This window comes from Brevibacterium renqingii (assembly GCF_017808095.1).
Taxonomy (GTDB): Bacteria; Actinomycetota; Actinomycetes; order Actinomycetales; family Brevibacteriaceae; genus Brevibacterium; species Brevibacterium renqingii.
Map to the genome: position 1 here is coordinate 624,447 of NZ_JADBHG010000001.1, position 23,745 is coordinate 648,191.

At 64.3% G+C, this 23,745-nt stretch carries 22 protein-coding genes; 9 read left to right on the forward strand and 13 right to left on the reverse strand.

What is annotated here, in order from left to right; translation table 11 throughout:
- Positions 1 to 54: 54 nt before the first annotated feature.
- The 4 genes from IIE29_RS02765 to IIE29_RS02780 are packed head-to-tail and all read left to right on the forward strand — an operon-like array spanning position 55 to position 4,313.
- A complete protein-coding gene (locus IIE29_RS02765) occupies positions 55 to 567 on the forward strand; it encodes a (2Fe-2S)-binding protein (RefSeq protein ID WP_209323644.1) in 513 nt (170 codons plus the stop codon).
- Positions 564 to 1,592, forward strand: a complete 1,029-nt coding sequence (locus tag IIE29_RS02770; protein WP_209323645.1) for an FAD binding domain-containing protein — start codon at positions 564 to 566, stop codon at positions 1,590 to 1,592. Before IIE29_RS02765 ends, IIE29_RS02770 begins: the two co-directional genes overlap by 4 nt.
- Complete coding sequence (locus IIE29_RS02775; RefSeq protein ID WP_209323646.1) at positions 1,585 to 3,657, forward strand: xanthine dehydrogenase family protein molybdopterin-binding subunit; 2,073 nt, start codon at positions 1,585 to 1,587, stop codon at positions 3,655 to 3,657. The genes IIE29_RS02770 and IIE29_RS02775 overlap by 8 nt, the downstream gene beginning before the upstream one ends.
- Positions 3,654 to 4,313, forward strand: coding sequence for a nucleotidyltransferase family protein (locus IIE29_RS02780; protein ID WP_209323647.1), 660 nt, complete (start codon positions 3,654 to 3,656; stop codon positions 4,311 to 4,313). The genes IIE29_RS02775 and IIE29_RS02780 overlap by 4 nt, the downstream gene beginning before the upstream one ends.
- A gap of 63 nt (positions 4,314 to 4,376) precedes the next feature.
- Here IIE29_RS02780 and IIE29_RS02785 read toward each other — a convergent pair whose 3' ends face one another.
- The 4 genes from IIE29_RS02785 to IIE29_RS02800 all read right to left on the reverse strand — a co-directional run bounded on the left by IIE29_RS02785 (position 4,377) and on the right by IIE29_RS02800 (position 8,813).
- Complete coding sequence (locus IIE29_RS02785) at positions 4,377 to 5,087, reverse strand: glycosyltransferase family 2 protein (RefSeq protein WP_209323648.1); 711 nt, start codon at positions 5,085 to 5,087, stop codon at positions 4,377 to 4,379.
- Positions 5,084 to 6,502, reverse strand: a complete 1,419-nt coding sequence (locus tag IIE29_RS02790) for a PIG-L family deacetylase (RefSeq protein ID WP_246475649.1) — start codon at positions 6,500 to 6,502, stop codon at positions 5,084 to 5,086. Before IIE29_RS02790 ends, IIE29_RS02785 begins: the two co-directional genes overlap by 4 nt.
- Positions 6,486 to 7,544, reverse strand: coding sequence for a hypothetical protein (locus tag IIE29_RS02795; protein ID WP_209323649.1), 1,059 nt, complete (start codon positions 7,542 to 7,544; stop codon positions 6,486 to 6,488). The genes IIE29_RS02790 and IIE29_RS02795 overlap by 17 nt, the downstream gene beginning before the upstream one ends.
- A gap of 180 nt (positions 7,545 to 7,724) precedes the next feature.
- A complete protein-coding gene (locus IIE29_RS02800; protein ID WP_246475650.1) occupies positions 7,725 to 8,813 on the reverse strand; it encodes a hypothetical protein in 1,089 nt (362 codons plus the stop codon).
- 244 nt (positions 8,814 to 9,057) lie between these two features.
- Here IIE29_RS02800 and IIE29_RS02805 point away from each other — a divergent pair, with 244 nt between their 5' ends.
- A complete protein-coding gene (locus IIE29_RS02805) occupies positions 9,058 to 9,336 on the forward strand; it encodes a DUF3263 domain-containing protein (RefSeq protein ID WP_209323650.1) in 279 nt (92 codons plus the stop codon).
- A 33-nt stretch (positions 9,337 to 9,369) separates the two neighbouring features.
- On the opposite strand, the gene IIE29_RS02810 is transcribed toward IIE29_RS02805, so the two are convergent.
- On the reverse strand, positions 9,370 to 9,567 hold the full coding sequence (locus IIE29_RS02810; protein WP_209323651.1) for a hypothetical protein: 198 nt from the start codon (positions 9,565 to 9,567) through the stop codon (positions 9,370 to 9,372).
- Positions 9,564 to 9,845 (reverse strand): MerR family transcriptional regulator, encoded by a 282-nt coding sequence (locus tag IIE29_RS02815; protein ID WP_181272603.1) that lies wholly within the window; start codon positions 9,843 to 9,845, stop codon positions 9,564 to 9,566. The genes IIE29_RS02810 and IIE29_RS02815 overlap by 4 nt, the downstream gene beginning before the upstream one ends.
- Before the next feature lie 136 nt (positions 9,846 to 9,981).
- On the opposite strand from IIE29_RS02815, the gene IIE29_RS02820 reads away from it, so the two are divergent.
- The gene (locus IIE29_RS02820) at positions 9,982 to 10,413 is read left to right on the forward strand and encodes an Hsp20/alpha crystallin family protein (protein ID WP_209324119.1); all 432 of its coding nucleotides are present in this window, start codon (positions 9,982 to 9,984) and stop codon (positions 10,411 to 10,413) included.
- Between the two features lie 791 nt (positions 10,414 to 11,204).
- Here the strand turns inward: IIE29_RS02820 and IIE29_RS02825 are convergent.
- From IIE29_RS02825 to IIE29_RS02845, 5 genes are all read right to left on the reverse strand, one after another.
- Positions 11,205 to 12,341: an XdhC family protein gene (locus IIE29_RS02825; protein ID WP_209323652.1), complete on the reverse strand. Its 1,137-nt coding sequence runs from the start codon at positions 12,339 to 12,341 to the stop codon at positions 11,205 to 11,207.
- 206 nt (positions 12,342 to 12,547) lie between these two features.
- Positions 12,548 to 13,804 carry a phospholipase D-like domain-containing protein gene (locus IIE29_RS02830; protein ID WP_209323653.1) on the reverse strand — a complete coding sequence of 419 codons (1,257 nt, stop codon included), beginning with the start codon at positions 13,802 to 13,804 and terminating at the stop codon, positions 12,548 to 12,550.
- Between the two features lie 36 nt (positions 13,805 to 13,840).
- Positions 13,841 to 13,984, reverse strand: coding sequence for a GPGG-motif small membrane protein (locus tag IIE29_RS02835; protein WP_209323654.1), 144 nt, complete (start codon positions 13,982 to 13,984; stop codon positions 13,841 to 13,843).
- 66 nt (positions 13,985 to 14,050) lie between these two features.
- Positions 14,051 to 14,698, reverse strand: coding sequence for a PepSY domain-containing protein (locus IIE29_RS02840; protein WP_209323655.1), 648 nt, complete (start codon positions 14,696 to 14,698; stop codon positions 14,051 to 14,053).
- A gap of 106 nt (positions 14,699 to 14,804) precedes the next feature.
- On the reverse strand, positions 14,805 to 17,357 hold the full coding sequence (locus tag IIE29_RS02845) for an ATP-dependent DNA ligase (protein WP_209323656.1): 2,553 nt from the start codon (positions 17,355 to 17,357) through the stop codon (positions 14,805 to 14,807).
- A 303-nt stretch (positions 17,358 to 17,660) separates the two neighbouring features.
- Between IIE29_RS02845 and IIE29_RS02850 the strand changes: the two genes are divergently transcribed.
- On the forward strand, positions 17,661 to 18,656 hold the full coding sequence (locus IIE29_RS02850; protein WP_209323657.1) for a helix-turn-helix transcriptional regulator: 996 nt from the start codon (positions 17,661 to 17,663) through the stop codon (positions 18,654 to 18,656).
- A gap of 70 nt (positions 18,657 to 18,726) precedes the next feature.
- Complete coding sequence (locus IIE29_RS02855) at positions 18,727 to 19,509, forward strand: GAF and ANTAR domain-containing protein (protein ID WP_209323658.1); 783 nt, start codon at positions 18,727 to 18,729, stop codon at positions 19,507 to 19,509.
- Here IIE29_RS02855 and IIE29_RS02860 read toward each other — a convergent pair.
- Together IIE29_RS02860 and IIE29_RS02865 are read right to left on the reverse strand one after the other, a co-directional pair.
- Entirely contained in the window at positions 19,469 to 20,317 is an 849-nt protein-coding gene (locus IIE29_RS02860; protein WP_246475652.1) for a Rieske (2Fe-2S) protein, read from the reverse strand. The genes IIE29_RS02855 and IIE29_RS02860 overlap by 41 nt on opposite strands.
- Positions 20,314 to 21,726: a glucose-6-phosphate dehydrogenase gene (locus tag IIE29_RS02865; RefSeq protein WP_209323659.1), complete on the reverse strand. Its 1,413-nt coding sequence runs from the start codon at positions 21,724 to 21,726 to the stop codon at positions 20,314 to 20,316. The genes IIE29_RS02860 and IIE29_RS02865 overlap by 4 nt, the downstream gene beginning before the upstream one ends.
- 77 nt (positions 21,727 to 21,803) lie before the next feature.
- On the opposite strand from IIE29_RS02865, the gene IIE29_RS02870 reads away from it, so the two are divergent.
- On the forward strand, positions 21,804 to 23,735 hold the full coding sequence (locus tag IIE29_RS02870; RefSeq protein WP_209323660.1) for a glycoside hydrolase family 15 protein: 1,932 nt from the start codon (positions 21,804 to 21,806) through the stop codon (positions 23,733 to 23,735).
- The last annotated feature ends 10 nt before the right edge of the window (positions 23,736 to 23,745 follow it).

Below are 23,745 nucleotides of genomic sequence, written 5' to 3' on the forward strand. Positions count from 1 at the left end.
CACCTGCGGGGTTAGATTTGACGGACGTCGACAACGCTGTCTGGAGGCTGCCCTATGGCACACTCGCTGCACCTCACCGTCGACGGCCAGGAGCACACTCTGGCCGTGGATCCCCGAACCACTCTGCTCGATGCGCTGCGGGACCGGCTGGGGGTGATGTCCGCGAAGAAGGGCTGCGACCACGGCCAATGCGGTGCCTGCACCGTCCTCGTCGACGGTCGCCGGCTCAATTCCTGCCTGGCGCTGGCCCTGACCCATGACGGCAGCGAGGTCACGACCTCCGATGGTCTGGCACCGTCCGGCGAGCTCTCCACCCTCCATCGGACGTTCCTCGCCCAGGATGCATTCCAGTGCGGCTACTGCACACCCGGCCAAGTGTGCTCGGCCGCCGGCATGCTCCAGGAAGCGGCCGAAGACGCACCCAGCGTGGTCACCGAGGACCTCGAGGGCCCGATCGAGCTCTCCGATGCGGAGATCCGCGAGCGGATGAGCGGCAACCTGTGCCGGTGCGGAGCCTATGTCAACATCGTCGCAGCCGTGAGCCAAGCCGCCGAGGAGTCACGATGAGACCCTTCGACTATGAACGCGCCACCAACACCGCCGGTGCCGTCGCCACCCTGACCTCACGACCGGATGCGGTGTTCCTCGCCGGCGGGACCAACCTCGTCGACCATCTCAAGCTCGGCGTCGCCGAGCCGGGACTCGTCGTCGACATCAACCGACTCGACCTGACCGAGATCGACGAACTCGACGACGAGGGGCTGCGGATCGGAGCGATGGTGCGCAACAGCGATGCCGCCGCCGACCCGCGAATCCGGCGCCGCTATCCGATGCTCTCGCGAGCGCTGCTCTCCGGCGCCTCCGGCCAGCTGCGCAATGCCGCCACCATGGGCGGGAACCTGCTGCAGCGCACCAGGTGCGTGTACTTCCAGGACACCTCCACCCCGTGCAACAAGCGCGAACCCGGCTCCGGCTGCTCGGCGATTGGCGGGTACACCCGCTATCACGCGATCCTCGGCGCCTCACCGGAGTGCGTGGCCACACATCCCTCGGACATGGCAGTGGCGCTGGCCGCGCTCGATGCCACGGTCGTCGTCCTCGGTGCAGCCGGTGAGCGTCGGATACCCGTCGCCGAGCTCCACCGACTGCCCGGCGAGCATCCCGAGCAGGACACGGTCCTCGACCACGGGGACCTCATCACCGCACTCGAACTGCCTCCGCCACGTCCCGGACGCTCGACGTACCGGAAGATCCGCGACCGCGCCTCCTACGCCTTCGCCCTGGTCTCCGTCGCAGCGACCGTCGACGTCGACACCTCGGGACCGACACCTGTCATCCGCGAGGCCGCGATCGCCCTCGGCGGCGTCGCCCACAAACCATGGCGCGCCCGTGCGGCCGAGGCGGTCCTGCGCGGCGCGGAACCGAACGAGGAGACGTTCCTGGCCGCGGCCGACGCCGAGCTCGAGGCCGCCGAACCCCTGGAGGGCAATCGCTTCAAGGTGCCGATGACCCGCGGGGCGATCTCCACGGTCCTCAGCGAGCTCACCGGAACCGACGAGCCTGAGACGACCACGGAGGACACCCATGAGTGACCTGCTGCCGACCACATCCATCGGCACCCACCAGGTGCGCCTCGACGGACCCGACAAGGTGCGCGGCCGCGCCCCCTACGCCTACGAGCACCCCCTCGACGATCCCCTCTACCTCTATCCCCTGCAGGCGGAGATCGCACGCGGACGGGCAGCGCACATCGACACCTCCGCCGCCGAGGCGGCCGACGGAGTCGTCCACGTGCTCACCCATACCAATGCTCCTGACCTGGAGGACACCGAGGACGGGGAACTGGCGATCCTGCGCTCGGCGGAGATCGGGTTCCGCGGACAGTACCTCGGCGCCGTCATCGCCACCACCCCGGAACAGGCCCGCTATGCCGCCGGCCTCGTCGACATCGGCTACGAGCAGGAGGAGCATGACGTCGAGCTGCGGGAAGACCATCCCGCCTCCCGCGAACCGGAGTCCGGCAGCGGGGACGTCTTCGCCGGCGATTTCGATGCCGCCTTCGCCGAGGCAGCCGTGAGCATCGACGAGCGCTACAGCACTCCGATGGAGCACAACAATCCCATGGAGCCGCACACGACCGTCGCCCGCTGGGACGGCAGCGAGCTGACCCTGTGGACCTCGACGCAAGGGGCGCATCCGGCCCGATCGACACTGGCGCCGATCCTCGGCCTGGATCCCGACCGGATCCGCATCATCTCCCCGCACGTCGGCGGCGGCTTCGGATCCAAGGGCGTGCCCCACGCCGATATGATGCTCGCCGCACTCGCCGCGATCGCAGCGCCGGGACGTCCCGTGAAATATGCCGTGTCGCGGCAGCAGATGTTCTCGATCACCGGCTACCGGGCACCGACTCTCCAGCACATCCGCCTCGGTGCACGAGCCGATGGCACGCTCACGGCGTTTGCCTATGATGCGGTGTCGCTGTCCTCGCAGACCAAGGAGTTCCCCGAGGAGGCGACGAAGCCCGGACGCATGATGTACGCCGGCGACAATCGACGCCTCACCCAGCGAGTCGTGCCCCTCGATGTGCCGGTGCCGTCATGGATGCGCGCCCCCGGAGAGGCTCCCGGCATGGTCGGCCTCGAGATCGCCATGGACGAACTCGCCGCCGCCGCCGGCCTCGACCCGATCGAGCTGCGGGTGCGCAATGACCCGGAGACCGACCCGGACACGGGGCTGCCGTTCAACCGGCGCCGCCTCGTCGACTGCTTGCGCGAGGGCGCCGCGCGATTCGGTTGGGAGGAGAGGAACCCGCAGCCGCGCACTCGCCGGGAGAACGGGTGGCTCATCGGCATGGGGGTGGCCGCCTCGACGTATCCGGCAGGCCGTCAGCCGGGTTCCGTCGCGCGGATCCGCCGCATCCCTGCCGGCTATGAAGTCGCGATCGGCGCCGCGGATCTCGGCACCGGCACATGGACTGCCCTGTCCCAGGTCGCTGCGGATGCGCTCGATGTCCCCATCGGGCAGGTGGAGCTGCGCATCGGCGACACCGCCCTGCCGAACGCGACCGTCGCCGGCGGCTCGACCGGTCTGGTCAGTTGGAGCGCGGCAGTGTTCGCCGCGACCGAAGCGTTCCGGGCCGAACACGGAACCGACCCGGCCGTCGGCGCCGAGGCGCAGGGTGAGGCCGAGGCGAATCCGGCGGCGGAGAAGTTCGCTCTGCACTCCTTCGGTGCGCACTTCGCCGAGGTCCGCATCCATCCAGCCACGGGAGAGATCCGGCTCGGACGCATGTTCGGGATGTTCTCCGCAGGTCGGATCGTCAACCCGAGCACCGCGCGCTCACAGTTCATCGGCGGCATGACGATGGGCGTGGGAATGGCGCTGCATGAGAAGGGCGAGCTCGATCCGCGGTTCGGTCACGTCGTCAACCACGACCTCGCCGAATACCATGTGCCCGTCAACGCCGACATCGCCCGGATCGAAGCGGAATGGCTCGACGAGGAGGACCCGCATGCCGGCCCGCTCGGCGCTCGCGGCATCGGTGAGATCGGCATCGTCGGGGCGGCTGCGGCGATCGCGAATGCCGCCTTCAACGCCACCGGGGTGCGAATCCGCGATCTGCCGCTCTTCGGCGACGCGTTCCTGCCGACGTGAGCGACGAGACCTGGTCGACTCCTCCCGAACGACCCGTCCCCGGTCCCCCGAGAGGACTCGTCCTCGCCGCCGGAGCCGGACGACGCCTCGGCCGAGGGCCGAAGGCACTGCTGGTGCGGGAGGACGGGCTCACCCTGGTGGAGTCGATGGTCCTCGCCCTGCTCGACGGTGGCTGCCGGGACGTCACAGTCATCACCGGAGCCTGCAGCGAGCAGGTCGCGAGCCTGCTGGCCGGGTGTGACCGCGTGTCCGTCGCGTTCAACCCTGACTGGTCTTCGGGTATGGGTTCCTCGCTGCGCCGCGGCCTGCAGGCGATCGGCCCCGGAATCGACGTCATGGTCACACCTGTGGACCGTCCCGGAATCTGTGCGGCGGAAGTCGCTCGTCTCATCGCCGCCCATCGTCCCCGTGCGATCACCGCTGCGGGCCACTGTGATGCGAACGGGTCGCTGCACCGCGGTCACCCTGTGCTCTTCGACGAGAGCTGGACGAGCCAGGCGGCGGCCGCCGCGCACGGCGACGTCGGTGCCCGCGACCTGCTCGAGACGCACAGAGCTGTCGTCGAACTCGTCGACTGCTCCGACCTCGACGACGGGGCCGATGTCGATGTGCCCAAGGACCTGCACAGGCTGACAGTCGTCAGTTCTCGCGATTAGCTCTGGGTTGTCGGGAACAACTCGGCCGGAGGCGCCCTGAAGTGCTGTGAGCAGAGTCGGGTCTCAAAGAAGGCTCTGCATAAAGCTGCTGAAGCCTCCCTCCGCGCGTCCCTCCAGACGGGCCGAGGTGAGAACCCGGCAGGTATCGGTGCGTCTCACGTTTCCCCCGGCGGCGAGCACTGCAGCAACAGTTGCGGCATCTTCGCCGAGTGGCAGCTGAGGCATGCCGCCGATGATGTTGAGATACGAGCCTCGAATGCCCAGGTTCGCGCCGAACACGTGGGGATGGTCCTCAAGTAACGTGTGGTGAGAGTGCCATTTCGCGATCAGCGCTGCCGACCCGGTATCAGGTCGAGGCGACACTGTGCCGACCAGGCAGTCGCTTCCGGCTTCCGCCATGGCAAGATGCGTCGTCAGCCAGTGGGTGGGAACTCTGCTGTCCGCATCGGTGAACGCAATCCATGTCAGGTCGAAGTTGACATCACGATCAGCTTCAACCACCTGCTTGAAGTGATTCCAGGCGAAATTCCGGGCACTGCCCACGTTCTTGAACAACGTCTCAAGTATCGTGACTTGTGGATGCTGTTCGGCGAAGTCTGCGACGCGACTCACCGTCTCATCGCTACAGGCGTCGGCCACGACGAGGATTCGAGTGGAGAATGGCCCGAGCCCGTCAGGGACCTGAGCACACGCTTGGGCCACCGAGTCGAGACAGCCGAGGATCTCGTCTTGTTCATTGTGAGTCGGGATGACGATGCCCAAGTGCGTGATCACTCAACGGCTTCCGCAGGGAGGAAATCGTCAGTTTTGTCCACTGTCACGATATCGAGACGATACTCGGCCTCGGAGCGAAAATCGGTCCGCAGTCGGGGCCAGTAGTCCAGGCACGCGTCATGGACTTCATCGGCGGTCAGAGGCCAATCTTCGATGTCGCCCTTCCAATGACAGAGAACGAGCACAAAGCGCGATGGGGTTGATTCATCAATGCGCTCCAACGTTCGTTGCAGCTGTGCATGTGTCAGATAGAAGCCGGTCTCTGAGAGGACGACGCAGTCGAAATGCCCTTCGGGCCATTCGTATGGGACAGTGGCGTGCAGGAAGGCTATTTCGGTTGCGGTGGTCGTCTGCAGACGTTTCGCTGTTTTCAGCGCCTCGCAGCTGGCATCGACAGCTGTCACTCTGACGCTGTAAGCGGCAAGCTCTCGCGTCAAAGCGCCGACTGAACAACCGATCTCGAGAATGTGGGAGAACGAGGTCGACGGGAGGTGGGACACAAGGGTCTCGCGTTTGGTGATTTCGTATTCGGACTCCCACACCGTCCACGGATCACTGCGTTCTCTGTGCACATCATCGAACACCGCCGACGCAGTGGACGCATCATTGATCGGTCTGCCTATTCCCTCCTGACCAGAGCTCGCCGATGCCTCACCGGATCTGAAATCCGTGATCACGAAGGTATCGTGGCTCCGGATGAAGTGTTCCAAATGGGCGCTGGTGAGGATCGCTTCGTCCCCGTGCTGATCCGACAGCGCTTCGGTCTGCGACGGGTAGCACTGGAGCAGAGCATTTCGATCAAGACCTTGAGGGTCAGGTAAGACTGCCCAGGCCTGCCAGCGAGGGTCTGTGGGAACAGCCCAGTGCCAGAACCAGATGGGATATTCGAGCACTACGGCATGATGTGATCGCCCGATGTCCAGCGCCGCGGCGCCCACCGCCTCGTGGTCACAGTGCCCATCCCGGCTGTAAGGCGCAACGAGTGTCACCGGCCCATGTGATCGTGCGATCTCCTGTCGGATCACGTCTCTGATCTGGCTTGAATATTCGGGCAGCTGACCGTCGGGCAGATCGAGAAAACGACTGGAGTGCGCCTTGTCGAAGGTGCTCAGCGCACGATCGAACTCCTCCAGACGGATGCTTTTGAGCTGATCGCCGGTATACGTCGGCGACTCAGGGTGCGATTTCTCGCCTGCGCTGAAGAGTAGGACTTTCAGCTGGCAGCTCCACTCATCGGCACGTGCGAGCAGCGCAGCGGCTCCCAGCGCTTCATCGTCTGGGTGTGCGGCAAGGACGATGATGGTTCCGCCTGTGGCGATTGTGCTCTCTGGAACCGCCGGAAGATCAAGGGCACCCGCCTGCACCCAGGCATCTTCTCTGGTGCTGCGGTCTTGGTGGCTAAACCTCATCGACATCTGACTCTGCACAGATATTCTCGCCCAAAGCAGCTTCGTCCCGAGGCCCGTGATGCTGACTGAGGTAAACGGTGAGATCAGCGTCAGCTTTGGCAAATGCCGCATCACTCGTCAGAACCGCGGGACCGGCCAGCTCCCGGCTCAGAAGCTGGATCCGTTGGGCACTGCGGTATATGTTGTTGCGAACTCTCAGAGCCAGTCTCCACGCGTGTTCTCGCGAGAACTTCTCATCCCCATCCGCTGCAGCAGCAGTTTGCGCCAACATGGTGCGGACCGCGAAGATCTCAGCATCAAGCTGCCCGAGCTGCATCTCTCCCATCGGCGAGCGCCCAGCCCTGTTCAGGTGGGTTTGGGCTGCACGCCGGGCCAGTCCCAATGCTCCACCGAACCAGCAGGCTGCCACGCGAATCCCACCCCAAGCGAAAGAGGGGCGGTCAAGGTACCAATTCGGGGGGCCGACACTCGTCGCGGGTGCTCGGTCGAAGACGACTGAGCCGCTCGGGATTTCTCTGAGACCCAGACTCGGCCAAGCACCTGTCTGCGGTCGTACACGAGGGTGCCGAAGATTCACCGCGTAGGCTCGGTTCCCGTCGCTGCCGCTGGCGATGACGATCGCGTCGGTGAGTTCCGCGGCCAAAGAGCACCACGCTTTCGTGCCGGTGAGGAGGTTCTCCGCACCGGCATCGACCACGTTCACGCGATGTGTGGGCAGGTCAGCCGCGTATACGCCCCAGGCCGAATCGGGGTCAGGTGTTTCGTGTCCGGCCTCGGCCAGGATGCCCAGAGCGTCGACGTGGGGTTCGAGCATACGAGCGACGCCGATGTCGATCGCAGCCAGTTGAAGCAGCCTTTCCCATTGATCGATCTGAGGTGAACACCCTGTGAGCTGCAGAAGACGGGCAAGGGCGGTGATCTTGTCGACAGCGGACGCACTGCTCGTAACGACCTCGGAGAGATCATCCCTGAAGTCTGGAGTTTCCCACCACGGTTCGAACGGTGTGGGGATGATCCGAGACGAGGTTGAGTCGAACAGGGTTTCCATTTCACGTCCTTCAAGCAGAACATCTTGTCGAAACTCGGTGTGTAGTGAACACGCAGGAGGCAGTCGGAGGTGATGGCTCTGAACACGCTTATATCTCAGGTGGGTGCAGATACCCGATTTCAGCCGGCTCTTCCACATCACCCCAATGTGCAGACTAGCGGCATGCTTGGCAGATCTCAGTCAACTGCTCTCCACCGTGTCGTCGGCATCTGTGCTGTTGTCTGTATAGACTCGTTGCCGCATCCGCTGACCATGAGTCACTTTCTGCACGTCGGCATCAGTGTCGAAACTGGCACCGATGCCGCCGGCGACCACACCCATGGCTGCGCTGAGCCATGCGATATCGAGGTAGTTGGTGAACGACGCCTCTTGCTGAATCTGTTGGGTCATAAATGCCGGATCGATAACGACGAGGCCGCCCAGGAGAATGAGGACGACCAATATCGCGTAGAGAGCGATCACAGTGATCAGCAGTGTGAGGACGGTGGAGAGGTTGTAGTACATGACCACCGTGGCCAGACGTTCGTTGACCGGTCGATCCCAGAGTTTGTGACTGGCGATCAACCAGGCGACCATCACCAGGACAGCGAGCGCGCCGATCGAGAGCAGCCGGAGGGTGGACAGGTAGGTCGACATCTGCCAGATCGAACTGTAGAAGATGCCGAAAGCTCCGGTTGCCGAGGCTGCCGCGAGGGCTCCTGAGAGCTTCGGAGCCGTGCGCCAGGGTTCGTTGGCAATCGTCATCCCCATAATCAGCCGTGGGCCTCCGGTGATGGTGTGGGCATGCAAGGACTGATGGCTGGAGTCTTCGTTGTTCGACCAGTTCGACCATCCGAGCAGAAATTTGCGCGTCGTGGCTTCGGGGTCCCACGGAACCAACTTGTTCACCGAGCTCATCATGACTTTGATGATGCGGCGCTTGGTGGCCAACGCGCCGAGTGTGGGGCATGAGACGACCGCAAGGTTGCGGTCCGAGTAGACTTCGGCGATCAGAGGGTCGCCCTGGGTGTGCCGGGGGATCTCTGTGAGGATGAGGATGATGTTGACGTCGGGGTAATCAGCGCGGAGATCTTCGACTGCGTCTAGAGCCAGCTCGCGCTCGGGCGTCAGATAGACCGTGTCGGTGCGAGTGTACAGCGTCGTTGTGACCCCATACGCCTCACGCAGATATCGCTCTAACGAGGAGTGGATGGAAGCCGCTCGCCTGCTGGGCAGACCTGGGTCGGCTACGACCAGCACTTGAAGAGCCTGGGATGAGGTGGTGGGCATAAAGTCCTCCGCTACTCGACCAGCGAGTTGTATAGAAGATTGTTCTGGTTCCGAAGTCTAGTGAGCGTAATCACTATGGGGTAGTCCTACACGTCGGCTTCGCTGTCTGAAGCTTTATCGCCAGCGCAGCCGCGGACAACTGCTTCGGACTGGTCGGCGAGCGGTCCCCCTGAATTGAGGTGACCAAGACAGAGTGAGCAGCGACATACGCGGTGTCGAATTCTGCTGTGTCACAATGGTCTCCATGGTCCCCGGCACTGTGCACAAACTGTCCGAGCATGATCGGTTGATCCTCGACTTCGAGAAGACTGCGTCTACTTCGGCGGGGCGACACGAGTTGTGCCAGCGAATCGAACTTCCAGCAGAGAGGTACGCCATCGTGCTCGAGGGGATCGTGGATACGGACGCCGCATACGGTTACGCCCCGGACGTTGTGGAGCGGGTGAGGCGGTTGCGGGCGGAACGGTTCGCATTCGAACGCCGGCAAGGCCGATGGAAGAATCACAGCAACTTCCCCCTATAGCCCGAAATGCCGCCATCAGATCAGCGCGGCTTCTCACCCGTCTTCATCATCAACCTCTACAACGATGGATTGATCGGCAACATCGCCCACATCTGCTTCGCGAATTGCGCCCATGCGAGGCTCAGTGTCTTCGTTACCGTCATCGTCGATATGCGCTGCAACGTCGATGAGCTGTTCGCTCCAGTCCGGCTCAGGAACCTCGACGCCGGGCTGCGCTTCATTCGTCATCATTGCATCCTCCTCAATTCGTACCGAAGCGAGGTGTTCTCATCCTGCAGATCGAGAATGATTCCGATGCTAGCGAGATTCGCGCCAACGTCAACCAGTTCGCGCACACGCCGCAGACGAGCAATATCCGCGCGACTGAACCGCCGCGTCCCACCCTCACTCCGAGCAGGAGTCACCAGCCCACGAGCCTCGTATTGCCGCAACGACTGCACCCCGACACCGGTCAACTCCGCAACACGCGAAATCGAGAATAAGCGCCCACCAGACTCTGAAATCGCCATCTCCCCTTCTCTCAAAATTTCTCCTGACTGAGTGTTGACATTCTTATTCGGATCGACTAAATAATATGTCCATCAGATGATGTAGATCATATCATCTGCACGAATCCACTATCCAGCAAAGGAGGTTTCACCAATGATCATGATGCGCACTGACCCATTCCGCGAAGTCGAACGCCTGAGCAGAGAAATCTTCGGAGCCACCGGCACAACTGCCCGCCCTGTGATGATGCCCATGGACGCCTGGCGCGACGGCGATACTTTCCGCGTCGAACTCGACCTGCCAGGAATCGATCCTGACGACATCGACCTCGACGTCGAGAACAACGTCGTCACCGTCAAAGCTGAACGGCCCGCCCCCGACCACGGGGAGTCTTCAGTCGCGGCAGAGCGACCCCGCGGGACCTTCAGCCGACAACTCGTCCTCGGCGACAACCTCGACACCAGCAACATCACGGCGAACTACGACGCCGGTGTGCTCACACTCAGCATCCCGGTAGCGGAATCAGCGAAACCCCGCAAGATCGCCATCAACTCAGGCTCTGCTGAACCGGCAGCCATCAGCGCCTAACCACAACTGGTGGTGTGTTCCCATGCAGACGTGTGCACCAGACGTCCAGCTGGGTATCGATGCTGCGTTCTGGGCGATCGTTTTCAGCGACCGCGAACTGCGGGACCTCGACACGAGTCACCACACAGGTGATGGACCGCAGGCCGTGAGTCACTGCAGGTGCCGGGTCGTCAGGCACTCCGAATCGTGGCAGCTGTTCCGGTCGCCCGGCCTCTCAGCAACCCAGGTCATCGCCCACCGAATCCTCGCTTGTCAGCGCTCTCCTCCCCGGCTCAAAGGCGCTGACTTCATCGTTGAAAGGAGGTGAGACGTTTCCACACCCAGGTTGAGCTATGCAGCCGTGTGGTCGCGCCCGCAAGTCTTTCTACCAGTGTGCTCGACGCAAGATGCGCGGCAGTGACGTCACAATGACGATGAAATGATGCGGGCCCGCCCACGGCTTCCCCTTCTGGCCCCGGGGCATCCCCCGGGGCCAGACCATGTTCGGTTGAGATGAGAGATGAGGAGAACATGTTCGTCAGCTTCTTGGAGAAACTGTTGATTGTCTGGCCCTGGCACGCTCGAGCACTCGCTCGCGCACTTATCGGCAAGACTGCCACAGTCCGCCAACGCCCATGACTGAGCGATCATCGCATGTGAATGCTTCCTAGCGCTCGTCATGAGTTGCAGTCCTGAAGGTGAGGTCGTATCGCACGCCAGGGGCAGGCACTACGAGGAACAACAGAATGCTATGACTGACATATCGAAGTCGAATGCGAAGATGCAGCCAGCGACTGGCGACTCCTTTCGCCTCAGCGAAGAGGCGAATCTTCCCGTTCGTCGCTGAGGGGAACGACCTGCCGGCGGCCACCGCGTACAGCGAGGATCTCTGCGAGGATCGACACAGCCACCTCGGCGGGGGTGAACGTCTCCAGATGGAGACCGATCGGCGAATGCAACCGTGCCAGTGCTGGGCTCGCCACTCCCGCTTCGCGCAGCGCGGCGCGGCGGTCGCGGTCGCTGCGCCGCGAGCCCATCGCCCCGACATAGGCCACGTCGAGGTCGAGTGCGACGGCCAGGGTGGGGATGTCGACCTTCGGGTCGTGGCTGAGGACGCAGATCATGCTCCGGGTGTCGAACTCACCGGTGGCGGCCGCTTCATTAAGGAATCGGTGCGGCCAGGCCCGGACCACCTCGGCGCCGGGAACCGATATCTGGTCGGCGAAGGACGGACGGGGGTCGCACACGGTAATGCGCAGTCCCAAGGGTCTGGCCGCTTCGACGAGGGCGAGACTGAAGGCGTTGGCTCCGACGACCAGCAGATGGGCCGGCTCGATGCGGGTCTCGACAAAGAGCTCGATCGGCTCGCTGCCGCCCTCCGGGGGCGCAAGGCGGATGCTGCCGGTGCGGCCGCCGCGGATAAAGGCCCCGACGCGCTGCGCGGCGGTCTCGACCACAGCTTCGGGCACCAGAGGATCGAGGCTGACAGCCAGAGCGTCGGTGCTCGGTCCGGAGACCTCGCCGCCAGCGGCACCGCAGACGGCTGCCGCTGGGGCATGGGCGTCGTCGGACGGCAGCCGCAGCATCACGGCGACCGGCTCGCTCTCCGCTCGCAGCCCGGAGCAGCCAGCGCGGAAGGGCTGGATGAGCACGTCGATACGACCACCGCACATGAGCCCGACGGCAAAGGCATCCTCGTCGCTGTAGCCGAAACCCTGCACCGAGGCGTCGCCGGTGGCGAGGGCGTCCTGACACGCCTCGAGCACGGCTCCTTCGACGCATCCGCCGGTGAGGGAGCCGACGATTCGGCCCGCGGCATCGACGAGCATCGAGGTGCCTGCCGGGAGCGGCACTGACCCTTCGGTTTCGATGATCGTCGCAACGGCGACGTCCTGCGGCTCCTCCGAGTCGAAGAGCCGTGACACGGCGATGGGAAGGATATCGAGCATGGGCCGAGACTATACCGTCAGGAACGTCACCGACAGACCCTTGACGCGAACGGAGTCTTCGGGCAGTTCGCAGATCAGACAGACACGATGGGTGCCGTCGGCTTCGTGTCCTCTCTGCGGGCAGGCCATCTCTTTCAGGCCGCCCTGAAAATGATCGCGATGGCAACGCGCATGAGGACAGGTGCCAAGAGTGCGGTAAGCCCGATTCACAGCCAGGGGCGCATCGGCACCAGAGCCCGCTCGGCGAGCTTCGTCAGCCGATGCCGGTTGAGCCATCCTGATCCGAGCTCGACGCAGTGCGTGGAGTCGCTTTCGAACACCTTCTCCATCTCACCGGCGAACGAGCGGTCGATGACCTCGACGTTGGTCTCATAGTTATAGGACAGCGACAGGCGGTCGATGTTCGCCGTGCCCACGGTCGACCATTCGCCGTCGACCGTGGCGACCTTCGAATGGATCATGCTCGCGGTGTAGAGCAGGACCGTGACCTTCGAGTTGATCATCTGTTCGAAGAAGCCGCGGGAGAGCCAGTCGCCGAGGATGTGGTTCGACTCCTGGGGCACCATGACCTGCACGTCCACGCCGCGCTCGGCAGCTTCGATGAGGGAGCGCAGCAGCTGCTGGTCGGGGATGAAGTAGGGAGTCGTCAGCCAGATCCGCTTCCGCGCCCGCGCGAAGGCGTTGAGATACATATTGCGGATCGGATAGACGAGGTGGATCGGCAGATTCGCCGAGACCCGCAGCTGCGATTCCCAGGCCGCGGGCGGGACCCAGGAGATCTGCTCGTCCGAGTCGTGGAACTCGTTCCACACCTGGGCGATGGTCTGTCGCAGCCCCCAGGCGCCGGGTCCGACCGAGCGCAGATGGGTGTCACGCCAGTGACTGGCGTAGAGGGAGCCGATGTTGAATCCGCCGACGAAGGCCACGTCATCGTCGATGACGAGGATCTTCGAATGGTTGAACCCGGAATGGCGCAGCGGCCCTCTCCAGAATCTGCGTGCGATGGTCGGCAAGCGCAGCACGTGGATCCGCTCGGAGAGCTGATGGTAGAAGGAGATGGGGGTGGCCAGATTGGCAAAGCCGTCGTAGATGAGGTGGATCTCCACGCCGCGGGCGGATGCCGCGTTGAAGGCGTCGATGAATCGCTGCCCCATCTCGTCGTTCTTCCAGATGAACGTCTCCATGAGGATCGACTCCTGCGCGGATCCGATCGCTTCGAGCATGTCCTCATAGAGGGTGGCGCCGTCGGTGTAGATATTGAGCTCTGATTGCTCGACCTTCGAGCTGAAGGTGCCCGGACGCGGAGCTGCCCGCGACTTCCGCCCCCTCTGCTGGACCAGATCGATGGCCATCGAGGCGGCGATCGTCGCGGGCACTGCGCCGACGAGGCCGGCGGCCGCCCACGGCGCGATTCTGCCCAGGCGGCCGAAGCGGCGGAGGGCTGAGATTCTCAGAGCAGACATTCCCTCACTCTATCCGTCCCAGCCCGTCCGCCTTCATCAGGTGAAGATGCTCACTCCACCGGGGCCGACGAGGCAGCCGACGACGATGAGCACGATGCCCCAGAGGAGTTGCTTGCGGAAGATGGCGAAGATCCCTGAGATGACGAGGATCGCTGCGATGATCCAGAGAATGGCAGCCATGGTGTCTCCTTTGTTCGGTGTTTCAGTGGTTGTCAGAACTGTGGTCCGGTCCTCATGGGAACCTGATCAGTCGACGGTGACTTTCTTGGATTCGACGTTGACGGTGACCTCGGTCTCCGTTCCCTTGTCGTCGAAGTCGAACTGGTACTCGCGCTGGCCGTCGTCGTATTCGAGCTTCCAGCCGGACAGGCGTCCCTCTCCCTTCTTCTTCGCGAGGTCGTACGCCTCGTCGTAGCTCATCGGGGAATTCAGGTCGATCGCCTTCTCCTTGTCATCGCTGTCCTCGGACTCATCGCGGATGACCTTGCCGGTTGCGGCGTCGATGACGACCTTGTGGTCGGTGCTGCCGTCCTTGATCTTGACGTCGTACTCCCACTTGCCGTCCTCGCTGTCGTAGTCGAGTTCGATGGCGTGGAGGGTGCCGTCCTTCGCCTTGACCTTGTCCTGTCCGATCTTCACGGCATCGGCCGCCGTCGTCTTCGGCATGGTCTTGCTCAGGTCCGCGTCCTCGGGAAGCTTCGCTTCGGAGTCCTCGGAGGACTCGGAGGAGGCTGAGGGCTCGGACGACCCAGAGCCCTGGGATTCGCTCGGCGCAGATTCCTCTCCAGCCTGCGATTCCGCGGGCGACTGGGTCTCCGATCCCTCTTCCGTATCGGTGCAGCCTGTCAGCACGAGCCCGAGACCGAGCGCGCTGCCTACTGCAATCTTCGTCATTCGGTTCGTCTTCATTTCGCCAACCTAACACCGAAGCGCAGCCTTGGGAGGGGGTCGACGGTGACTCAGCTGATGGGACCGGGAGCCGCCGCCGAATGTTCCCGGTTCACACTCGCACATCCTCGGCGTCGATATCGGAGCGCAGTCCCCGCCACACCGGGTGACGCAGGCGCCCGGCCTCGGTGAGGCCCGAGGAGCGGACTTCGCCGACGAGGCTGGGGCGCACCCAGTGCGCATCACGGGCTTCGGCGGAGGGCACCTTGAGCGGCGCGGTCTTGCGCGACAGGCGGTCGAGCTGGGAGCGCAGGCTGCGCAGCGCTTCGTCGTCGAAGCCGGTGCCGACCCGTCCCATGTAGACGAGCCCGTCGTCGTCATGGGCGGCCAGCAGCAGGGAGGCGAAGCTGCCGGCGCGTTCACCGCTTCCGGTCCGCCAGCCGACGATGATGACATCGCGGGTCGAGGAGTGCTTGAGCTTCTCCCACGTGCGTGTGCGCTTGCCCGGCAGGTAGATGCTGTCGGTGCGCTTCGCCATCACTCCTTCGAGCTGGAGCTCATGGCTGGATTCGAACGCGGCATCGACGCTTCCTTCGAAGGCTTCGGGCACATAGATGTGCTCGCCTTCGGTGACGAGCTCGAACAGGCGTTCGCGGCGTTCGGTGTAGGGGCTGTGCAGGAGCGACGAGCCGTCGGCATGGAGGACGTCGAAGACCATGAGATACACGGGAGTGCGCTGACGCTCTCGTTCGACGTCGCGCTCATGGGTGAGCCCCATCCTGCGTTGGAGTCGACCGAAGTCCGGTCTGCTCCCCCGCCCCAGCGCGACGATCTCCCCGTCGAGCACGCAGTCAGCGTCGACGCAGTCGGCGAGTTCGGCCAGTTCGGGGTAGGTGGCGGTCATATCGTGGCCGTTGCGGCTGGTCAGCGCGACTTTTCCTGGGCTCTCCCCATCGGCGGCCTGCACAGCCGCCAGCGCGCGGATGCCGTCCCACTTCATCTCGAACGCCCACTCCTCGGCCTCCCGACGGACCGAGGAGATGTCGCCGATGCTCGCGAGCATCGGCGACAGATCCGTGGGCAGGGCCTCCCGCTTCTTCGATTCTCCGTCGGCGTCGGCTTCGCGTTCGGGCTTGCCCTTGCGGGGCTGCTTCTTCGCCTCGGTCCCCGATGCCTGCTTCGTCTTCTTCGTCTTCGCGGACTTCGGGGGATCCTCCATGAGGTGGATCATCCAGTTCTTCTCGGGCTCCTTGTTCGGCCCGTGTCCACCGGTGTTGAACAGCGCGAATCGGCGCACCCCGCCGAGGCCGCCGTCCTCGCGTCCGTGGAGGACGGCGATGATCTCCTTGCCCTCTCGCCACTTCTCGAGTTCGAAGGTTCCGGAGTCCCAGATCTCGACCTCACCGGCTCCGTACTCCCCCTTCGGGATCGTGCCTTCGAAGCTGCCGTATTCCAGCGGGTGGTCCTCGGTCTGGACGGCCAGGTGGTTCTTGCCCGGATCGGTCGGCGGCCCCTTCGGCAGGGCCCAGGAGACCAGCACACCATCGTGTTCGAGCCGGAAGTCCCAATGCAGCCGTCTGGCGTGGTGCTCCTGGATGACGAAGGACAGCTCGTCCCCGCTCGTTCCCTGCTGGGCCGGCACCGGTTCGCTCGTGCGTTTCGGGTCCCGTTTGGATCGGTAGACCTCCAGTCGGTCGCGCACGACCTCCTGCGATTCCTCGGACACCGGCGCCGAGGCGGTTCCTCCGGTCGCCTCGGCGAGGGGTTCGAGGAGGTCCCCGTCATCGTCGACGCGGTCGAGGACCTCCTCGAAGCGCAGATGGTCGACGGAGGCAGGGTCATCGAATTCGTCCCAGCTGCGCGGGGCCGCCACCGTTGGGGTGAAGCGTCCGCGCAGGGAATACGGAGCCACCGTGGTCTTGGCCGCAGAGTTCTGGGACCAGTCGATGAGCACCTTGTTCTCCCGCAGAGTCTTCTTCATCGCCGAGACGATGAGGTCCTTGTGGTCCGATTCGAGGCTGCGAGCGAGCTCATGGGCGACATCGGAGATCTGCTGCGAACTCGTCGAACCATCGAGTGGGGCGTAGAGGTGGATGCCCTTGGATCCGCTGGTCACCGGATACACTTCGAGCTTCATGCCCTCGAGCAGCTCACGCACCAGCTGAGCCACTTCGATGCAGTCGGCCAGCTCACGGCCCGGGCCGGGGTCGAGATCGAAGACCATCCGATCCGGATACCTGCTCTCGGAGTCGATGGTGCCGGGATCCTTCGCCCCCGGGGCCACGCTCCACTGCGGAACGTGGATCTCGAGGGAAGCCATCTGCATGAGATAGGTCAGCGTCGCCAGATCGTTGACCAGCGGATAGCGCTTCGATCCCGAGGAATGCTTGATCGAGCGTGAGGGGATCCATGACGGCGCGGAGTCGGGAAGGTTCTTCTCGAAGAACACCTGCCCCGGGTCATCGGGAGTGCCGACACCGTCGACCCAGCGTTTGCGCGTTGCGATCCGGTTCCGGGCATGCCGGATGAGTTGCGGCGCGATCCTGGCACAGTAGTCGAGGATCTCACCTTTGGTTGTGCCGGTCTCGGGATAGAACACCTTGTCGAGATTGCTCAGCGTCAGCCGGTGGCCGTCTACAGTGACCTTCTGCTCGTGGCGCGCCACGGGCACCTCCTCCTGTGCGCGATGCGCACGGTCCCTCTGCCCACAGTGTCTGCTTTCACCGTACTCGGCAATGACTGCGCGCAACAGGGGTGATGGGAGCGCCCGGGCGGGCCGTATTCTCAACCCGCCCGGACTTCGTCATGGTGGGATCCCGGGCTTCCACCTGACGCCGTCTCCCACCGTCACGCATCAATGGTCCTCGTGTCATATTCAGCGCTGAATAGCCCTCGCAATGCGGCTTACTCCTGCGTAGACTGTCCTGAACACCGTCAGAGGGAGACGAACGTCGCTCGGCGAGGAGGCATGATGTCGGACTGCGCACAGGACGGATCACCCCCACAGACCGTACCGATTGTGCGCACGAAGTTCTCCTCCGCCGACGAAGCCGAGATCACCGACTTCATCCGGCACATGTACGCCGACAGCCGTCTGGACTTCGGCTCCACCCGCGATCAGGCGCGTTTCTCAGCGCTGACTCACGACACCGCTGTCATCGGAGCGGACCGGATCCGCACGTCGATCGACTACCGCGGTTCCTCGGCCCAGGGGTTCGACGACTACCTGTTCTTCACGGTGAATCAGGGCCGGGCCGAGGTGCGCAGTCGGGACACAGGCTCCTCCGGCGATGTCTCGTTCTATCCCCGAGGAGTGCCGATCGGCTTCGAAACGAGCCACTTCGATGCGACAGTGCTGCGGCTGCCCGGCGCTCGCATCGAGCAAGTCGCCGAGAGCATCACGGGTCTGCCGGCCGACCAGCTCCGGTTCCATGACGTCAATCCCGTCTCAGCTTCGATGAAGCGCTATTGGAAGTCTCTGATGAACTTCGTCGCCTCCACGCTCATGCAGCCGGACTCGCCTCTGAACTCGCCCCTGCTCGCCGAGGACATGGCGCGCACCGTCGCCACCGCGGCATTCCACACCTTCCCGAACACGGCGATGACGCGCCAGTACATCCAGGGGCCGGGTGCCATCGGTTCGGCCACTATCCGGCGGGCCGCAGCCTATATCGAGACATATGCGCATCTGCCGCTGCAGCTGCACGAGATCGCGGCGGCCGCCGGCACCAGCGACCGTGCTCTCCAGGACGGTTTCCGGCGGCACCTCGATTCGACGCCTTTCGCCTATCTGCGACGGGTTCGGCTCGAACGCGCCCGACAGGAGCTGCAGCTTGCGGATCCCACCCGCGGCGACACCGTCTCCGCGGTCGCGAGACGGTGGGGCTTCGCCAACGCCGGCCGCTTCGCCCGCACCTACCGTGCCGCCTATGGGGTGAATCCTGCTCATACCCTGCGGGGCTAGACTTGATCACAGGTTCCCTGTTCGAACATTCCGACTCGACCGTGCGCATCAGTTCCGGAGGAGAGTTCCCATGCCCCGCCCCCACCTCTGCGCCGAGACCGTTGCCTCCTCTCCCGGGGTCGAGGGGCTCAGCAGCAGCGCCCGTCGCATCGCCTCGGCGGGGGCTCAGCACCACAAGCCTCCCGGTCGCCTGCTCACGGCCCTCGTCGACAAGGCAGTCGCCTTCGTCGAGGGAGCGGAGTTCGCCTCGCTCAGCGTCATCACGAAGCGGCGGATGATCGAATCGGTCGCCCCGACCGGTCCTCTGCCGCTGCTCATGGACTGGATGCAGGTTCGGCTCGGAGAAGGACCGAGCCTGGATGCGGTCCATGAGCAGCGGCTCGTGCGGGTCCCGGATCTCAGCGTCGAGGTCCGGTGGCCGGAATTCACCCGCCAGGCGCGACTGGCCGGAGTCGGCAGCATGCTCGTGATCGAACTCTTCGCCGACGACGACGTACTCGGCGCGCTCAGCCTCTACTCCTCGCAGACGAACGCGTTCACCGCCCGTTCGGAGCGCGTCGGTCTCGACATCAGAACTCAGGCGGAGTCCGACTGCTCCGAGGAGCGCACGAAGGACCAGCTCAAGGACGCGCTCCTGAGCCGAGACACGATCGGTCAGGCCAAAGGCATCCTCATGGAGCGCTTCAAGCTCACCGATGAGGAGGCCTTCCTGCTTCTGACGAAGTCGAGCTCGCTGACGAACCGCAAGCTCCGCGACATCGCGAACGACCTCACCCGCACCGGCGCCCTTCCGGGAATGAAGGAGGCACCGCTCATCCCTGACGAGCGAGGACCCGTCCGTTCTCGACCTTGACATCCCAGGTCGGCTGGTCGACCGAAGCGGGTCCGCGGACCACCGAGCCGTCGGTCAGGGAGAAGGTGCTTCTGTGCCAGGGACAGCGGACACAGTGGTCCTCGATCTCGCCCTCGTCGAGCGGTCCGCCCGCATGAGTGCAGGTGGCCGAGAGGACGCAGATCGCTCCATCGTCCTTGACGACCATCACGGCCACACCGTCCGCGTCTGCTCGCAGCGCAGTGTCCTCCTTGACGTCGTCGACTGCGGCGATGTCGCACCACTGCTCATCCGGGCTCTCGAACGCCGTGTGGTTGACGCCGACTCCCTGGACATAGGACAGGTGCCCTCCGAGGTAGCCGCCGACTCCGACCGAGGAGAGTCCGGCGAAGGACAGGAGGACGCCCGTCTTCCGATGCCCCTTGCCCCTGGCGGCCCAGGAGGCCAGTTGGAGGGTGAGACCGATCGAATTCGCCGCCGCGTGGACGAGGCCGACCCGCTGCGGAGGGCCGTGCTCCTCACTCCAATCGGAGGCTCCGGACAGCGCGGTCGGCACGGCCGCGAGCGCGCCTAGCCCGACAAGCCTCTTCGCAGCGGCGGCGCTGTCCTGCCCGCCGGTGAGGTCGAGCGCGGTGGCCATCGACCAGGCCCCGATGGGAATGTCGGTGAGCATCGGGTGCAGCTGATGGCCCAGCCATGAGCCCGACAGTGCGTTCTTCACCAGCCTCGGTTCGGTGAGGCTGCGCACGCCCTTGGCCAGCGGTTCGGAGAACTGGTCGAGGGCGCGCCCCGATTCGATCATCTCCATGATCGCGTTGAGAACCTTCATCGCCGTTTCCTCTCCGTCGTGTTCGCAGCATGGTGGTCGAGCGCCTCGTTCGCAGCCTCCGGACCCGCGCTTCCCGCTTGGTAGTCACGCAGGGGGACGGATTCCGAATCGAAGGAGTCGAGGATCTCCTCGACGATGCGCCAGCCCTCCTCGGCGGCGTCTCCGCGCACGCTGAAGGTCGGGTCTCCGTCGAGGATGCCCCGCAGCACTCCCCCATAGGGTTCGAGACCCGGCTCCTCCACTTCGGCGGTCGCCGTCTTCGTCGTCAGACCTCGCTGATCGGAGGGCCCGCCGAGGTTGACGTCGAGTCCGAATCGCTCATCGTCGAGGCTGATGCGCAGAACATTGGCCGCCAGCGCGTCCTGTCCGCCGAAACGGCTGTAGGAGTGGGGCGGGCGGCGGAACGTCACCGCGATCTCCTGCCGCGGGTGGCCGATCCCCTTTCCCGAACGCAGGGTGACCGGCACGCCGCTCCACCGCCATGTGTCGACTTCGACGGTCACCTGCGCGAAGGTCTCCGTTGCGTTGTCGGGATCGACGCCGTCCTCGTCCGTGTAGTCAGGGAGGCTGCGACCGTCGATGTCACCGGCCGTATAGCGTCCGCGGACGATCGCCGTGGCCGGGTCGTCGTTCCAGAGCTTCGTCGACCGCAGCACATGTGCCGTCAGCGCCGGCAGTTCGACGTGGTCGAAGGTCGATGGCGGATCCATCATCACCAGCCCCATCACCTGGAGCAGATGGGATTGGATCATGTCCCGGAACGCCCCCGCCCGGTCGTAGTAGGCCGCGCGCCCTTCCAGACCCAGGCTCTCATCGAAGACGATCTCGATGGATTCGACGTTGTCACGGTTGAGCAGCGGTTCGACGACCTGGTTGGCGAAGCGCAGTCCCATGAAGTCGAGGACGGCCGGCAGATTGAGGAAGTGGTCGACCCGGAAGGTCTGCTCCTCGGGCACGAGGCGTCCGACGGCGGCGTTGAGCTCCTTGGCGGAGGCGAGATCGTAGCCGATCGGCTTCTCCAGAGCCAGCAGCAGATCCTCGGGCAGGTCGACATCGGCCATCGCTTTCAGAGCCTTCATCGTGATCTGCGGAGGCAGGGCGAAGTACAGACAGGCCGGAGTGTCGATCTGCGAGAGCAGATCTGCCAGGGCATCTCCGTCGGTGACGTCGCACTGGACGTAGCTGGAGTTCTCACGGGCGTAATCGACTGCCGGACCGCTCGCTTCGACCGAGTCGAAGGCATCGGCGACGATCTGCCGGAAGTCGACATCGGATGTCTGTGAGGAGCCGATGACGGAGATGCGTCTGTCGGGCGAAGCCGTCAGCAGCGATCCGAGGCCGGGCAGCAGGAGCCGAGAGGCGAGGTCACCCGAGGCTCCCAGGACTACGAGATTCTTCATGGCATCCATGTCCGGGACACTACGCCCGAATCTCCGTTTCGGGGACCCCCCTTAAATTCCTCTCCGATATCTGTTTCACTGACGAGATGGGTACTGATCGTCGCAATTCCAATCGGACGCCGCTCGAGGACTACGCACTGCTCTCGGACATGCGCACTGGTGCGCTCCTGTCCCGCGAGGGCAGCATCGATTGGCTGTGCTGCCCTCGGTTCGACTCCCCCTCGGTCTTCTCGGCCCTGCTCGGGGACGCTGACGACGGCCGCTGGCTGCTGACGGCCCGGAACGGGAAAGTCGTCGACCGCAGCTACCGGGATCGCAGCTTCATCGTCGAGACCATCTGGGAGACCGGCTCCGGCAAGGTACGGATCACCGACCTCCTCCCCTCGCAACTGGATACCCAGGTGATGGAGCGCGACGAGCGCACCCGCGTGATCAGACGCGCCGAATGCATCGATGGCACCGTGACCATCGAGCACGACCTGCGCATCGTCTTCGACTACGGCCGGACCACACCGTGGACGAGGAAGGTCGGGGCCGAGAGAACCGGAGAGTCGGGACTGCTGTCGATCGCCGGTCCCGATGCGCTCTTCCTCACCGGTCCTCACCTCGACCCGGACAGCGATGCCCAGAGACGCCGTGACCGTGAACAGACGAACGGCACGCGGACCACAGGACAGAGCCGTCCCGACGATACGCAGGGCGCGATCTCCTCGGCGCTGGTCGGCGAGTTCGAGATGAGCGAGGGCGACCGTCTCGAATGGATGCTCACCTGGCACCGGTCACATCTCGACGCCCCGGAACCGATCGACACGGAGAAAGCCGTCGAGGACACGCTCGACGACTGGCAGGAGTGGGCATCCCATGTCAAGGTCCGCAACCGCCAGGAAGCACTCGTCCTCCGTTCGCTCCTCGTCCTGCGAGCGCTGACGAACGGAGCCACCGGCGGCATCGTCGCCGCACCCACGACTTCGCTGCCCGAGGACTTCGGCGGCCAGCGCAACTGGGACTACCGCTTCACGTGGTTGCGCGATGCTTCGCTGACGATCGGCACCCTCGTCGATCACGACTTCACCGACGGTGCCTTGCACTGGCGGAACTGGCTGCTGCGAGCAGTGGCCGGGGACCCCGATGATGTGCAGATCATGTACGGCATCGACGGCGAGCGCAACCTCGACGAGCAGGAGCTTCCGCACCTGAGCGGCTACGAGAACTCGCGGCCGGTGAGAGTCGGAAACGGAGCCTACTCCCAATACCAGTCGGATGTCGTCGGCGAGGTGATGCTCTCCCTGGCCTCCCTGCGCGATGCGGGGGTGGAGGAGGACGAGTTCTCCTGGGGGCTGCAGAAGAATCTGCTCAGCTTCGTCGAACGCAACTTCGACCGCAAGGGCCACGGGATCTGGGAGATGCGCGGCTCGGCCCAATACTTCACCCACGGCAGGGCGATGATGTACGCCGCCTTCGACCAGGGTGTCCGAGCCGTCGAGGAGCACGGGCTGAAAGGGCCGGTGGGCCGATGGAGGTCACTGCGTGACCGCCTGTACGAGGAGATCATGGAGCACGGCTTCGACGAGGAGCTCGATTCATTCACTCAGACCTACTCCAACGACGAGGTCGACGCCTCCCTTCTGCAGCTGCCGACGACCGGACTCGTCGCTGCCGACGATCCGCGCATGCTCGGCACGGTGAAGAAGATCGAGGAGGACCTCCTCGACGAACAGAACATGGTCCGCCGCTATCGGACCGAGGCCGGGCTCGACGGACTGCCCGGCAATGAGTATTCGTTCCTCATGTGCTCCTTCTGGCTCGTCGAGCAGTACGCGAAGAGCGGCCGAGCCGAAGAGGGTGAGAAGCTCATGGACTCGCTGTGCGGATACGCAACGGATCTGGGCCTGTTCGCCGAGGAGTACGACTCGGAGTCCGGTCGCCTGGCCGGGAACTACCCGCAGGCATTCAGCCACCTCGGCTTCATCCGAGCTCTCGACGCCCTCGAGGACAATCTTCCCGAGTCCGGCGCCTGAGCCGAAGGAC